Below are 12,887 nucleotides of genomic sequence, written 5' to 3' on the forward strand. Positions count from 1 at the left end.
GATGAAGCTGTTGAGATAGTAGGAACAAAAAGTTATATCAGATTTAAAGAAAGAGAAGATGAAAGGATAGATGGAGCTTTAAAGATGATAGTTTTAGATATTGCAGGAGTGTAAAGCTTTAACAAAGGGCTAAATTTAGCCCTTGATTAAGGTTTTAAGGAGTTATAAAAGATGAGTTTAGATGAGATTTATGATGAGATCAGCTTTGAAAGACGAAAGCTTATAAAAGAGCTATTTGGGGATAATAAATCATATTTACCAAGAGCTAAGGTTATAAAATATCATAAAGTCTTAGAGCTAGTTGAGACTAATAAACTCATTGATTTTAGCATTTATATGGATAGCTTTAGAACACAATATATAAACATGGAAGTTGCGATGACTAAGGCAATTAATGCTTATAAAAAAGCTTTGATTTTAAACTCCATAAAAAAAGGAGTTAAGGCTTTAAAAAGTATCAAAGAGGTTGAGAAATTTTGCAAAGAAGCCTTTAGGGAAGAAGATCTTTTTAGTGGTCATAAAGGAAGCCCTTATATAGAGGGTGTTGTCATCTGTGTAGATGAAAATGGAAATCTAAGAAATAAATTTGTTGTAAATAAAAACGGTGTTTTTGCTAGGCTTGATAGCAGTGATGAAAAAAGAGTTTGGGAGTATTTGTTTGCTCACCAAGAAAAAATCGGCGTTGTAGAGTATAAACAAGTTGAAGTTAAAAACGCTATAGAAGATAAAAAAGATGACTTAGTCAAAGCTAACAAAGATACACAGGCTTTTAAAATGTGTGAAAAACTAGCAAAAGAAAAAAGGATAGGAAATGCTTTTAAAAGCTGATGAGTTTGCAAGTGCCTATGATATAGGCATGAGAACTTTATATGTCTTAAAAAATTATGATAAAAAAGTGGGTAAATTTGACCGCTTTAAAACTATCAATGGAAGGCTTTATGTAGATTATGAGGCATTTTTTAAAGTAGAAAATGAAATAAATGAAGCAAGAGATCTTTACTGCTTAATAATGGATGATTTTAAAAACGAGTGGCAAATGGCAGGGTATTTTGCTAAAAAAATAGGCGCTAAGCAGGTAAATTTATATAACATGTTTAGAAACTTTACTTTTTATGGAAACAATGCATCACACTCTAATAAAAGAGAGTTGTTGATAAAAGCTTTTAAAGAGTATCTAAAGGATCTAAAATGACTGAAAAACAGCGTATTTTAAGAAAAAATTTATTAGCTAGAATTCACACAAATAGCAAATATAAAGAACTTGTTAGAGTTGATGCGTGGGAGAGTTGGCTAGACGTTAGATTCGGTGTAAGTAGTTCGGCTCTTTTATCTATAGATGAGCTTAATAAAGCTTTGGATATGTTAATAAATGATGAGTTTATGGAGTGTGAGCCTGATATTTTAGGTAGAAATTTAGTAAAAAACTCTAAAATTGTAAATAATTTGACTAAGAACAAAACTAAAAAAATAACTCAAAAACAATATACCTACATAAAGCACCTTGCAAATAGGCTTAATTTTAGTGATGAAAAATTAATGGTCTTTGTAGCAAAACAGATCAAAGTTTTAATAAGACTTGATAGCCAACTTAAAAGAATAAGCTTAAATGATGCAAGACGTATTATCACAGGCTTAGAAAAAATGTGTAAATTTTATAAGAAATAAAAATGAAGCTAGATATTGATTTAAGTAATAAAGCTTACGAAATAAGGCGTATGATGATAGCTTTAGTGTTTGCTTTTTTAGGGACAACAAGTTGCCTTGATAAAAGGAGATAAAGATGATTTGTCCATATTGTGCTAATGAAAAAACAAATGTCATCGCTACTGTTAAAGGGCTAGTTAATGAAAGATTTAGAAAATGCCCAAAATGTGGTAGAACTTTTAGCACAATTGAGATAATAAAATCAAAAGATGAAGAGTTAATAGAATATGAAAAGGTGGTTAAAGGGAGTTTAAAGGGTAGTTAATCCCTTTTAAAACAAATGTAAAATTTATGCAAATTTTCAAGAAAATTTCTATATAATATACGAAAAAGCGAGTTTAAACAATGGAATATTTTCAAGTTAAAAAAATTATAGATGCGTTAAAAACACCAAAAGATATTTTTAAAGTAGATATTCCAAGCATATATGAATCAAATCAAAATAGAACAATAGAGTTAATTAGTAGCCAAATAGATGCTTTGCTTCTTTTTGACATAAGTAAGTATGGTCTTCAAATCAAAAGAAATAAAAGCCAACTAAGACATAATAAAACCGATATTATTTTAAGGCTTGATATATGCTCAAAGCATAAAAATCCAGAGTTTATAAAAGAAAAATCTCCAAAAGAGCTTAGTAGCCTTATGCAAAAGTATTCAGGAGCTGTTTTTGAAAAAGAGTGTTCACACTTACATTTTTTTGTAAAAGGTTATAATGATAAATGGGCTTTTCCAATTAGCGAATTTGGGCTAAAAGGAAAAGGAGAGCTAGAGGATGTGGCAAAAGAGTTTTGTGAGTTTTGCAACATCAAAGAAATTGAATTTATAAAAAGGAGTTTGTTTTGATAGATATAAACTCTCTTATAAATAAATACATACAATACATTCACGCTAATTTTGAAATTGAGGAAATAGATAAAAAAACCTATGAGATAACTACACCTTTTTTGGATAGTAGTAATGATTATATAGTTATATATGCCCTTATAAATGGTGACAAAATAAAACTTAGCGATGATAGCGATACTTTAAATAGTCTAGCTTTAAAAGGTATGCAGTTTAATACAGAAAAAAGACAACAAGAACTTGAAATAATTCTTAATGGTTTTGGAATACAAAGAGAAAATAATGAGCTTTTTGTTGAGGCTAGTGTGTCAAATTTTGCTTCTAAACAACATAATATTTTACAAGCATTAATAAGTGTAAATGATATGTTTGTTTTAGCAAATAATAAAATTTCAAGCTTTTTCTTTGATGATGTAGCAAGATTTTTAGATAGTATAGATGCAAGATATATTTCATCTGTTAGTTTAGAGGGCAAGAGTCATTTAAATCATAAATTTGATTTTATAATCTCTAAATCAAAAAAAAGCAAAGAAAGACTTATAAAACTTCTTAATAACCCTAAAAAAGACAATTTAAAGTCTTCTTTGTTTTCATTTTTAGACTTACAAGATGATAGAGTTAAAAATAGTGAAAGTATAATTATTTTAAATGATAGTAATATTACAGTACCAGATGATATTACACAAGCAACAAATCAATATGGCATTAAGCCTATTTTGTGGTCTCAAAAAGAAGCTTATAAAAATCTTTTATCGGTTTAGCTTAAATTTGGTTTAATTATTTTAATCCCCTTTTAATAAATCATCTTCGATTTTTTCTAAAATATCATTTTTTAAATTTCTTTCTAAATTTCCGTTTTTATCAACTGGTAAAAAAGGTCTTGCAGGAATGCCCTTTTTAGCTGAGCCAAACTGATGCGTTAAGCCATATGGAAAACCGCGTGATTTTGCATAGCTCTCAACCACAACGCTTTTATTACTAGCTCTAACACCCCAGCTATCTTTTAAATTTGCACTTTCAACTAAAATTTTCTTATCGCCATGAGTTCCATAACGCTTTAAAAAGCCACTTTTTAAGGACTTAGCACCTTTTTTAAAAGCTTTAGTTTTTCCACCTGCATAGCTAAATGCGGTATTTGATGATATAGGTTTCCATTTCTCACCAAATGGGCTAATTTCGTTTTCAAAACTTTCATCAATGCAAGAGCGCACCATCTCACCGATTGCCCTCAAAGTAGGCTTTAAATTCTTGGTTTTTTTCTCTAAGCTTAAAAGACTTTTTTGAATATCTTCAATGCCTGTTATTTTAACTCCCATATTTATCCTTTTTATGGTATAATAGTATAAACAGTTGAAGAGATGGCCCAGATTTGGCAGGGTTCCAGCTACTTAATGTAGGCTGTATATGACTTGGGTTCGATGCCCGACCTTCATCTGTTTTTATCTCATGTTTTTATATCCAACCTTATCTTTTATAATTGCTTTATAGTTTATAAGTGGTATTTTTGTAATCGTTGCTATAAAATTATCATTTTTAAATTTCTTATGAGTTTTTATTATTTCAACTCCCATATTTTATCCTTTTTATGGTATAATAGTGCTAAATAGCGTGAAGATGTGAAGCTTAAAAGCAGGTAACCACAGGGTAGTGTCCGATGTTGTGGGTTCAAATCCCACCCACGCTATTTAGTTTAACTATTAATTCTTTTTTAATTGCCCGTAAAATGTCTTCTTTATCCACCTTATCAAGCGTAATTATATAATTATCATTTTTAAATTTCTTATGAGTTTTTAACATCTCAATTGGTATTAAATTTAGCCTATTTGGGTCGTTAATATCATCAAATATAAATAAAATATTCTTGTGATTATCCCTTAAATCAATGTAAATTTTACTCTCATCACTTAAAATTTTAACGATTTGTCTCATCTCATCTATACTAAAATCGTGATTATACTGCCCTTTTCTTTCAGGTCTTGCGTGATAAAGCCTATCTTTTGTTAAAATAAGTCCTTTTTTGTTTATGTCTTTTAGTGGTAAAATTTTAGAGATTAACTTCATAGTCATTTGACTAAGCATACCAACTTGAACCATATTTAAAGGGTGTTTATAATTTTTATTTATTATAACTTCATCTATTAACTCATCAAGTCCTTTTTGCCAAATATAAAGATCTCTTTTTTTATCAAATTCTTTTATGGCAGTTTCTAAGTCTTTGTTTTGAATCAAATTTAAGACTTTTTTAGCTTTTTGTTTAAAAGCACTGTCTAGCGCACTCATATCATAACTAAAATCATCATGGCTGACATTTGGCAGCTTCCCACTAAATGGCTTTAAACCCTTTCTTTCTAACTGCTTTTTAGAATATCCCCTAACAGTGCATCTACAGCCCCAGCCATTTGGTGGGAAGTTGTTTTTCCAAAAAGGATGATCTTTTGGAAGTATTATGCCGTGCATTGCTCTGTGAGTTGGGCGAGTTCGACTATCTAAAACAGCGGTGTAGCGGTAATACTCCAAACTACTTTCATCAAGGCTTTGCTTTTTAGCCCCAGCGTAACTTGTCCTTAAATTTGTATCAAAAATACGCTTTAAACGGCGCGCTCCAACAAATACTTTTTTTGGCTTACCACTTTTTGGATCATCTACTTCTATCTCACCCCACCAGCCACTTTTTTTAAGATGTGGGATTATATCTTTTTTCCATTCATCAAATGTAACGCCGTTATGAAATGCTTTAGTTAGTGAGTTTTGCATATCTTTTAAAAGATCTAAGTTCATCATCTTAGCAATGGTAAAAACTCTTTTATGGGCATCATGCTTAATCTCATCGTAGTCAAAGTGAGCTTCTGGGTTTTTGGCTTTCAATCTAGCTACCAACTCATCAGGTTTTTTAAAAAAATCAATCATCACCAAGCCCTAAAATTTCAGTATTTTCTAAGGCATTTTGCATAACAGTTTCTAAAATATCAATATCCACATCATCATAAATTTCATATAATTTATCAAAAGCATCCTCGTAAGTCTCACACTCCTTTAATAAAGTGTTTAAACTCTCTTTAATGCGTGATTGTATATCCTTTAAAGGCTTTTTAAAGTTTGAACTAGACATAAAACTATCAAATTTATCAAGTGGTTTTAATGGCATTTTATAATTTAAACTTTTTGTGGTTTTACCTTTTGGAAGTGGTAAATCAAACTCTTTTGCCATATCATCTATATCCATCTCATAACCAAGCGAGCTTAAAATTTGCAAGGTTTGAGCCCTTTGAAGTAGATTTTTATCTTTTTCAAACTGGATATTTAAATCAACTTTTTTACCAAAGCGTTTATAAAACTTTTTAACCTCACGCGAGGCAAATTTAATATCAGCATCAATTATCTCAAAGCGGTTATTTTCGTGAATTTTACCTTGTGCGTAACTTCCAGTAGCTGCTGTGTTTGAGCTAAGAACTGAGCCATTTATACACTTTGCTATCTCAGCATCACAGTAACGGATAAACTCCATAAAGTCTTCTTGGCTTCCACGCCCTTCAAGGATTTTGATCGTATCATTTACGCCAAATATCGCATAACTTCCACTTCTTAGGTTTTCAAATGCCTCACTCATATCTTTAAGTGTTTTTTCATCGCTACTATTAGCCCCACCAATTAACGGCGGAACGCCTAAAAACTCAGCAAATTTAAGATAAAGGCTTAAAACATATTGTTTAGCATAAGCTATCCAAAGAGTTTTTAGCATAGCAGGATTTGAAGTAATGCTTATAAAAAATGGCTCTTTGGCAATAAAGCGGTTTTTGCCTATTTTTAAAGTTGGTAAATTGTCCCTAAACTCAATAAACTCCCTTCCAACAGTTTTAACCTTTAAAGCCCCATCATCTCCTAAAAATAGCTCCATTAGTGAAAAACCTGTAATTCTAGCTTCAATACTAGCTTTTATAATCTCTTCTATGTTTTCATCTTCACTCTCGCCTAGGTTATGAGTAAAGAATTTATTCAAAGTTGAGTTAAGCCTTTTTTCGCACTCACTGCCTAAGCTTGTATCTTTATCAATTAAGAGATTAAAAAGAGGAAATAGCTCTTGTTGATTTTTGGTTAGTAGTGCAGCTCTTACTCTACTAGCCGTTAATTCAGTATAATAGCTCATATCTGTTTTTATAAATTCTCTTTTTGGTTTTAGAAACTCTTTCATTTTTTTTAATTCCTTTTTTTAAACTTCTAAATCTTGACAATCTTTGCGTGAAATTTAAGCGTGTCTGCATTGCGACATACATGAAGTATGTCTCATTTGCCACGCTAAATTTCACACAAATACTGCCTACTTTATCTAAGTTATTGTTCTACCACCAACTCTAATTTATTCCAAAAATAGTTTTTAAAAAACTCTTTTTTTTATTTTGAGTGGCGATAAATTTATTTGCCTTTTCGTAGTCAAAATTTGGAGTTCTTGCTATCCTCCATGCAAACTCTAAGCTATCAAGCCCATCATCATGGGCGGATTTTGGATAAGTATCAAGCTCATCTATAAAAGTGGTGCTAGATTTATCAATTAAAATCACGCCATTATTAATTGGTGGTGTTAGGCTATCGATTCTTAGTTCTTTTGCCACGCTGTTTTTAAGAGAAATTATAGGCAAGTAAATCCCAAGCTCACTTGCTCTTTTTTCTAAATAATCCTTAAAAAACTCTTGAAAAGCCACAGTTTCAATGGCTATTTTTAAAGGGCGATTTAGTCTTAAAATAGCAGCAGCTTCACTTATAATTCGCTCAGCCATAAGCTCAGGACGAAGCTTTGTCATCTTAACTTTTGCATAAAACTTACCTGCTAAAAAGCCCAAAATTGCAACACTGAAATAATCCCCTTTTGATTTGCCAAGGCTTGGATCAATTCCTATGTAGTAAGCATCGCATAGTGGCATCTCATCAAATGTTTGATATGATGAAAAGCTAAGCTCATCACTACTTAAAGGAAGTTGTTGATACTCGCTTAAAAACGCACCCTTACTGGCTTTATACTCAAGCATAAATTTAGTTTTATTTAATGAACTATCATCTAAAATAAACTCATTAAGGTCAAATTCCTCTAAATTAGGCGGAAACTCTAGCACCAAAGGAAAAGTAAAGCTTTTAAAATCAGCTCTTTTTTCAAGCCTGTTTAATAAACAATCATAATGAAGTGTTGTGCCAATTGTTATTAAGTTATAGCTTTCATTATCTCTTGCAGGTAGCTTCATAATAGCTTTTTCAAACCAGTCATAAAGCTTATCTCTTTGACTTTTGGTTTTAACATTTTCATCGTTTTCTAAATCATCGCAAATTATTAAATCTGGTCTAAACCCACGCCAGTTCTCACCTCTTATCTTTTTACCTGAGCCATAAACACTTATTTTAAAAGCTTTTTTATTTGCATAAAATACAATCTCTTCATCAGTCCATTTAGCACCTTTACAAATGCCAAAGTCATTTATAAACAATGTGTTATTTTCTAGTTCGTCTTTGATAAACTCTAGTGTCTTTTTAGATAGGTCTATGGTAGATGAGACAATTACTGTGTTTCTTTTTTTATTTAAAACAGCCATTTCATAAAGAACAAAAAAACGGCTTATTAAGGTTGTTTTAGCTGCACCTCTATAAGCTTTAAGCATAATATGCCTGTTTTTGCTCATTAGCTCTTTATGGTTATCATAGATAAAGTTTCTAAATTTAGAAGTTTCAGGGAATTTTACATGATGATTAAAGTATATTCCAACCATATTTTTAAAAGAGCTAGTAGCTTTTTTAATACGGTTTTTTTGCAAAGGATCTGTTATTTTATAAAGGTTTTTTAGCTTGGCTCTTAAGCTCTCAACTTCATTCATTGTTTTAATGTCCTGGCTAAAATTTCATCAGCATTTGAAGCTAAAAAGTTCATCACAACTTCATTGTTTTCTTTTTTGGCAATATCAGCAATGATCTCAATTGCCTTGCTTATACTTTCTAAAATCTTGGCTTTATCATCTACTTTTAAAGGGGCTTTTAGTTTATAGTAGGTATTTGTATATTCTTTTAAAATTTCAAGTTGGTCTTTTGGGCTTAGTTCTTTTATCTTATTAAAAGCTAACTCATAGCTATTTATTAGGGTTAAAATAAACTCATTTTCACTTAAACTTGCTTTGTTTCTACTTGAGTTTAACGCTAGTGCGTCCCAATCAATTCCATTTTTTAAATCATCAGCTTTTTTATTATACACAGTTTGTCTTGTTGTGCCAAAAGTTGTAGCGATATCAGAAATGCTAAAACCTTTAATATACATATTTCTTAATTTTTCATTATTCAAACTTTACCCCTTTGTTTTAAAAATGAATTTTAAGGCGTTTAGAGGGCGTTTAGGATTTAAAATCTTTTTAAACTTATACAAAAGTATTAATCACACTTAAAACGTCTTTTAAAGCCATTTAAAAACTTATCAAACTTATTAAATCTGCATTTTACCTTTAAAAAAGTTTTCTTTCACTCTAGATAGCCCATATATAGAGTGATTTAAAGAGATTTTACAGCTAAAATGGTGCCAGTTTTTTTAAAGGAGAGATTTTTGAATATCTTAAGCCTTAACTACAAAAATGGCGAACTTATAAAAGTTAGTCCTATTGGAGAGATTGAGGGAGCTGATGGAAGGACATTTAAAATCGATGCCAAAAAAATAATAGAAAATATCAAAAAAAGTGGCGTTGATATTGTTTTAGATGAAAACCATAGTTTCGCAGGTGCGGTTGGCTGGTTTGATAAAGATAGTTTTGAAGTAAGAGATGATGGAATTTATGCAAAACTTGAACTTAATAAAAGAGGAATGGAGTTAGTTAAAGACAAAATTTACAGATATTTAAGCCCTGTTTATGATCTAAGTGGCAGAGATGTTTTATCGATTGAAAGTGTGGGACTTGTTAATAAACCAAATGTATTAAATAACGCATTAAACAGTAAAGGAGACAAAGTGGAAAACGAAAAAAATAGTGAGCTTGATGCTCTTAATGAAAAAGTTAAAAAACTTGAAGAAACAATCACATCTTTAAACAAAGAACTTGAGGGTTTTAAAAAAGATGGCGATAAGGCTAATGAAAGTGATAAGGCTAACGAAAGCCAAAAGGCTAATGAAAGTGGTAAGGTTGATGAGGACTCAAAAGAGCTAAACTCAAGAGTTTTAAAAATCGAAAACATTCTTAAAGATTTTAAAAAAATAAAAAATGAAAGTGATGAAAACAAAGAGATAAACTCAAGGCTTGAAAGCATGGAAAATACCTTAAAAACCATAAGTTCGTTTTTTGGTAAGAAGAGTTTGGAAACAAACTCAAAGTCTGATTTAAGTGATGAAGAAAAAAAGGTAGCTTTAATGCTTGGACTTAGTTTTGATGAATACAAAGGAGCAAAATAATGGCACATTTCGAAGAAACAGCAATCGGCTTTAAAGCGATATTTCAAAAAACATTTAATGATGTTAAAAGTGAAGCTGATGTTTTAGCTATGAGAGTAAATAGCAATAATTTAAGCGAAAAATATGTTTGGCTTGGAAATTTTCCAATGATGAAAGAGTGGGTTGGAGATAGAGATATCAAAAAGTTTAAAGACTATGGATATACCTTAGAAAACCAGCCTTTTGAAGCAACTGTAACAGTTCCTAATAACCACTTAGAGTATGACAAGGTAGGTTTATATAAACCAGCTATACAACAAATGGCATTTAATGCTAAAAAGTTTGGTGCAAAACTAATAGCTGATATTTTAAAAGATGCTGGGACTAATAAATGCTATGACGAAAAGCCATTTTTTAGTGACGCACATATGATTGGAACTGACACTTATGCAAATTTAGGCACAGGGGTATTAAGTAGTGATAGCTTATTAGCAGCAGAGGCTTATATGATGAGCATTAAAGGTGATACTGGTCAAAGCCTAGGTGTAATGCCAACTCATCTAATTTGTGGTCCTAAAAACTTAGCAAAAGCAATACAATCAATAGAAAAAGCATATCTAACAGGTGGGGAAACAAATCCAACCTACAAAAGATACAGCCTACTTGTGCTACCTGAAATAACTGATACTAGTTGGTATTTAATGGATCTTGGAAAGCCTGTTAAACCATTTGTTTTACAAGTTGCAAAGGATGGCGTGTTTGAGGCAAGTAATGACCATAAATTTATGAAAGATGCTGCACTTTTTGGATGTAAAAGTTTTATGAATGCAGGATATGCATTGTGGCAACTAGCCTATAAATCAAGTGGAGCTTAAAAAGATTTAAAATCTAGGCTTTAGCGTAGCAAAATTTTAAAAAGGATAAAAGATGCATTATAGCGTTGATATGTTTAAGGAAAAAACTAGTTCTAGTGTCCAGACAGAACAAAACACAGATGATGAATTAATCAGTGGAGATAACGATGAACGAGAAACTAAAACTAAGAGCCAAACAAAGCCTACAAAACGAAGCGGAAATAACAGACAAAATAGTGGAAATAGCACTAAAAGAGGCAAAGGATCTAACGAAGAACTTACCTCTTCCTGAGGCTTTAATATTAGATATTGCGATGTTTAGGCTCAAGCTTTTATTAAAGATTGAGCCAACGGAGCTAGATCTTATACTTTTTAGAGATGCTTTAAAAATGGCTGAGAAATTTAATGAAAATGGTGAAATTGTAAGTAATACTTTATATGGCATGAGAAAAAGCGAGTTTTTATGAAAACACTAAAAGAGGCATATGAAAAAATAAAAGAGATTTACCCTGAAGCAGTTGATGTTAGTAGTGATGATATCAAACAACCTGGGGTTTATCTTTTGCTGAATGGAGTTAGCAAACTTGACTGGCAGGTTGATTTGGTAAGCTTTAAAATTTACGTTGCTGCAAGAAGTATGATGAGTGATAATTTAGGTGTTATAAGCTTACTTGATGAACTAAGGCTAAAAGCCATAAAAGAGGCTATTAATTTAAAAGATGATCCAATTAGTGAAATTTCATTTTTAGGCTTTAAAGATAGTCTTTATATTTATAACTTTGAAATAGGTCTTAAAATTTATAGAAGCAAGGAAAACTAAATGAAAAAGATGATTATAAAAAGAATTGAAGAGATAAAAGACGCAACAATTGGTGTTTTTAGTATCTTTGATGAGCTAGGGGATGAACTCCTTACTGGCTATACACTTGAACCAGAGGGACCTGATACAACTGTATCAAATCAAGATAAAAGGATTCCACAAGGAAGATATAACGCTGTTTGGAGTTATAGCCCTAAATTTAAAAGAAAATTGCCACTACTTTTTAATGAAGCTGTAAGCAAGGATAGGCGAATTTTAATCCATCAAGGAAGATACGGCTCTGATACAAGTGGGTGCATAATAATAGGCTCAAATCTAGGGAAAAATGGGATTTTTAACTCAATTAAAAAGTTTAAAGAGTTTTTAGAAGTAGTTAAATTTGATAATTTTATAGTTGAGATTGATAACGCAGGTGCGATATGAAAGCATTAAATTTTATACTTAAATATAAAAATGCTTTAAATTTTGTAGGCATAGCTTTAAGCATAGTTTATTTTATCTATTTATCACTTCAAATTTCAGCTAAAAATAGTGAGATAAAAACGCTTAAATTTGACCTAGAAAAAGCTAAATTTGAGCTATTTGAATGTGATAAAAACTTAAAAATCCAAAACAAAGCTATTAAAGAGCTTGAAATAAAAGGCACTCCAAAAGAGCCTCCAGACGTAGAAAAAGTTAAAAAAATTTATATTAAAGATCAAAGTTGTGTAGCAGAGCTAAAAGCTTATAAGGAGCTTTTTGATGAAATCTAAATCCTTTATATGCTTAACAAATATATGGCTAACAAATACCAGCTCAAAGTCAAAACAACAGCCCTTGCGAGCAACTTTTCGCTGGTATTTACAACACTTAAAATTTATCTTAATTGTAGGTTTTTTAGCTCTTTTTACTGGTTGCAGCATCAAGCCCGAGCCTGTTTATAAAGAAGTTTTAACGCCTATTAGATGTCAGGCTAAAATGCCAGTTAAACCAGTAAATGACGGCAGTTTTGAAGCTCATAAAAACAAAATGATTTATTATATAAAGTGTGAAAATGCCTTAAAATTTTGTTTAGGAATTGAAGATGAAAAACATTAATCAAGCAATAAAGACTTGCGAAGCAAACGCAAAAATAGTAACTTTGGTATTTGCTTCTTTAAGACTAGCTTGTTACCCCGCTAAAAGGAGATTAAAATGATTGAAAGCGATGTTATAGACAAAAGTGGAAATTTCATAGCTGGGGCTGATAAATGGGGAACTTTAAGCGTGACTGTGTTTTTTGTGATTATCTTTTTGCTTTTGA

At 31.0% G+C, this 12,887-nt stretch carries 21 protein-coding genes; 15 read left to right on the forward strand and 6 right to left on the reverse strand.

The genetic code is table 11. From position 1 onward, the window contains the following. The first annotated feature begins 15 nt into the window (after positions 1 to 15). The 7 genes from O6B72_RS08695 to O6B72_RS08725 all read left to right on the forward strand — a co-directional run bounded on the left by O6B72_RS08695 (position 16) and on the right by O6B72_RS08725 (position 3,308). Positions 16 to 114: a hypothetical protein gene (locus O6B72_RS08695; RefSeq protein WP_269492899.1), complete on the forward strand. Its 99-nt coding sequence runs from the start codon at positions 16 to 18 to the stop codon at positions 112 to 114. A gap of 57 nt (positions 115 to 171) precedes the next feature. Next, complete coding sequence (locus O6B72_RS08700) at positions 172 to 828, forward strand: hypothetical protein (protein WP_101637732.1); 657 nt, start codon at positions 172 to 174, stop codon at positions 826 to 828. Beyond that, positions 812 to 1,192, forward strand: a complete 381-nt coding sequence (locus O6B72_RS08705; protein WP_114675043.1) for a hypothetical protein — start codon at positions 812 to 814, stop codon at positions 1,190 to 1,192. Before O6B72_RS08700 ends, O6B72_RS08705 begins: the two co-directional genes overlap by 17 nt. Continuing rightward, positions 1,189 to 1,665, forward strand: a complete 477-nt coding sequence (locus O6B72_RS08710; RefSeq protein ID WP_114675042.1) for a DUF1018 domain-containing protein — start codon at positions 1,189 to 1,191, stop codon at positions 1,663 to 1,665. The genes O6B72_RS08705 and O6B72_RS08710 overlap by 4 nt, the downstream gene beginning before the upstream one ends. A gap of 115 nt (positions 1,666 to 1,780) precedes the next feature. Further along, the gene (locus O6B72_RS08715; RefSeq protein ID WP_114675041.1) at positions 1,781 to 1,969 is read left to right on the forward strand and encodes an NrdR family transcriptional regulator; all 189 of its coding nucleotides are present in this window, start codon (positions 1,781 to 1,783) and stop codon (positions 1,967 to 1,969) included. A gap of 80 nt (positions 1,970 to 2,049) precedes the next feature. Further along, entirely contained in the window at positions 2,050 to 2,547 is a 498-nt protein-coding gene (locus O6B72_RS08720; protein WP_269492889.1) for a DUF6978 family protein, read from the forward strand. After that, positions 2,544 to 3,308, forward strand: a complete 765-nt coding sequence (locus O6B72_RS08725; RefSeq protein WP_269492890.1) for a DUF1829 domain-containing protein — start codon at positions 2,544 to 2,546, stop codon at positions 3,306 to 3,308. Before O6B72_RS08720 ends, O6B72_RS08725 begins: the two co-directional genes overlap by 4 nt. Positions 3,309 to 3,329: 21 nt before the next feature. Here the strand turns inward: O6B72_RS08725 and O6B72_RS08730 are convergent, their stop codons facing one another. The 6 genes from O6B72_RS08730 to O6B72_RS08755 form a co-directional block, all read right to left on the reverse strand. Continuing rightward, the gene (locus O6B72_RS08730) at positions 3,330 to 3,863 is read right to left on the reverse strand and encodes a phage virion morphogenesis family protein (protein ID WP_269492891.1); all 534 of its coding nucleotides are present in this window, start codon (positions 3,861 to 3,863) and stop codon (positions 3,330 to 3,332) included. Positions 3,864 to 3,986: 123 nt separating this feature from the next. Beyond that, on the reverse strand, positions 3,987 to 4,118 hold the full coding sequence (locus tag O6B72_RS08735) for a hypothetical protein (protein ID WP_257876520.1): 132 nt from the start codon (positions 4,116 to 4,118) through the stop codon (positions 3,987 to 3,989). Positions 4,119 to 4,212: 94 nt separating this feature from the next. After that, the gene (locus O6B72_RS08740) at positions 4,213 to 5,454 is read right to left on the reverse strand and encodes a phage head morphogenesis protein (protein ID WP_269492892.1); all 1,242 of its coding nucleotides are present in this window, start codon (positions 5,452 to 5,454) and stop codon (positions 4,213 to 4,215) included. Next, entirely contained in the window at positions 5,447 to 6,736 is a 1,290-nt protein-coding gene (locus O6B72_RS08745; RefSeq protein ID WP_101637685.1) for a phage portal protein family protein, read from the reverse strand. The genes O6B72_RS08740 and O6B72_RS08745 overlap by 8 nt, the downstream gene beginning before the upstream one ends. A 160-nt stretch (positions 6,737 to 6,896) precedes the next feature. After that, positions 6,897 to 8,402, reverse strand: coding sequence for a phage terminase large subunit (gene terL / locus O6B72_RS08750; protein ID WP_269492893.1), 1,506 nt, complete (start codon positions 8,400 to 8,402; stop codon positions 6,897 to 6,899). After that, the gene (locus O6B72_RS08755) at positions 8,399 to 8,860 is read right to left on the reverse strand and encodes a DUF1804 family protein (RefSeq protein WP_101637695.1); all 462 of its coding nucleotides are present in this window, start codon (positions 8,858 to 8,860) and stop codon (positions 8,399 to 8,401) included. Before O6B72_RS08755 ends, terL begins: the two co-directional genes overlap by 4 nt. 255 nt (positions 8,861 to 9,115) lie before the next feature. On the opposite strand from O6B72_RS08755, the gene O6B72_RS08760 reads away from it, so the two are divergent. From O6B72_RS08760 to O6B72_RS08795, 8 genes are read left to right on the forward strand one after another with little or no spacing between them, the layout of a single operon-like run. Further along, the gene (locus tag O6B72_RS08760; protein WP_156847208.1) at positions 9,116 to 9,952 is read left to right on the forward strand and encodes a phage protease; all 837 of its coding nucleotides are present in this window, start codon (positions 9,116 to 9,118) and stop codon (positions 9,950 to 9,952) included. After that, positions 9,952 to 10,806 carry a Mu-like prophage major head subunit gpT family protein gene (locus O6B72_RS08765; RefSeq protein ID WP_156847209.1) on the forward strand — a complete coding sequence of 285 codons (855 nt, stop codon included), beginning with the start codon at positions 9,952 to 9,954 and terminating at the stop codon, positions 10,804 to 10,806. Before O6B72_RS08760 ends, O6B72_RS08765 begins: the two co-directional genes overlap by 1 nt. A gap of 52 nt (positions 10,807 to 10,858) precedes the next feature. Then, positions 10,859 to 11,077, forward strand: a complete 219-nt coding sequence (locus O6B72_RS08770) for a hypothetical protein (RefSeq protein WP_269492894.1) — start codon at positions 10,859 to 10,861, stop codon at positions 11,075 to 11,077. Further along, positions 11,022 to 11,252: a hypothetical protein gene (locus O6B72_RS08775; protein WP_269492895.1), complete on the forward strand. Its 231-nt coding sequence runs from the start codon at positions 11,022 to 11,024 to the stop codon at positions 11,250 to 11,252. The genes O6B72_RS08770 and O6B72_RS08775 overlap by 56 nt, the downstream gene beginning before the upstream one ends. Continuing rightward, complete coding sequence (locus tag O6B72_RS08780) at positions 11,249 to 11,605, forward strand: hypothetical protein (RefSeq protein ID WP_269492896.1); 357 nt, start codon at positions 11,249 to 11,251, stop codon at positions 11,603 to 11,605. The genes O6B72_RS08775 and O6B72_RS08780 overlap by 4 nt, the downstream gene beginning before the upstream one ends. Further along, a complete protein-coding gene (locus tag O6B72_RS08785) occupies positions 11,606 to 12,028 on the forward strand; it encodes a DUF5675 family protein (protein ID WP_269492897.1) in 423 nt (140 codons plus the stop codon). It begins immediately after the preceding gene. Continuing rightward, positions 12,025 to 12,357, forward strand: coding sequence for a hypothetical protein (locus tag O6B72_RS08790; RefSeq protein ID WP_269492898.1), 333 nt, complete (start codon positions 12,025 to 12,027; stop codon positions 12,355 to 12,357). The genes O6B72_RS08785 and O6B72_RS08790 overlap by 4 nt, the downstream gene beginning before the upstream one ends. Next, positions 12,347 to 12,682 (forward strand): hypothetical protein, encoded by a 336-nt coding sequence (locus O6B72_RS08795; protein WP_269491117.1) that lies wholly within the window; start codon positions 12,347 to 12,349, stop codon positions 12,680 to 12,682. Before O6B72_RS08790 ends, O6B72_RS08795 begins: the two co-directional genes overlap by 11 nt. Positions 12,683 to 12,887: the final 205 nt, after the last annotated feature.

Origin of the sequence: Campylobacter ureolyticus (genome assembly GCF_027277485.1) — a bacterium.
In the GTDB taxonomy this organism is placed as follows: domain Bacteria; phylum Campylobacterota; class Campylobacteria; order Campylobacterales; family Campylobacteraceae; genus Campylobacter_B; species Campylobacter_B ureolyticus_B.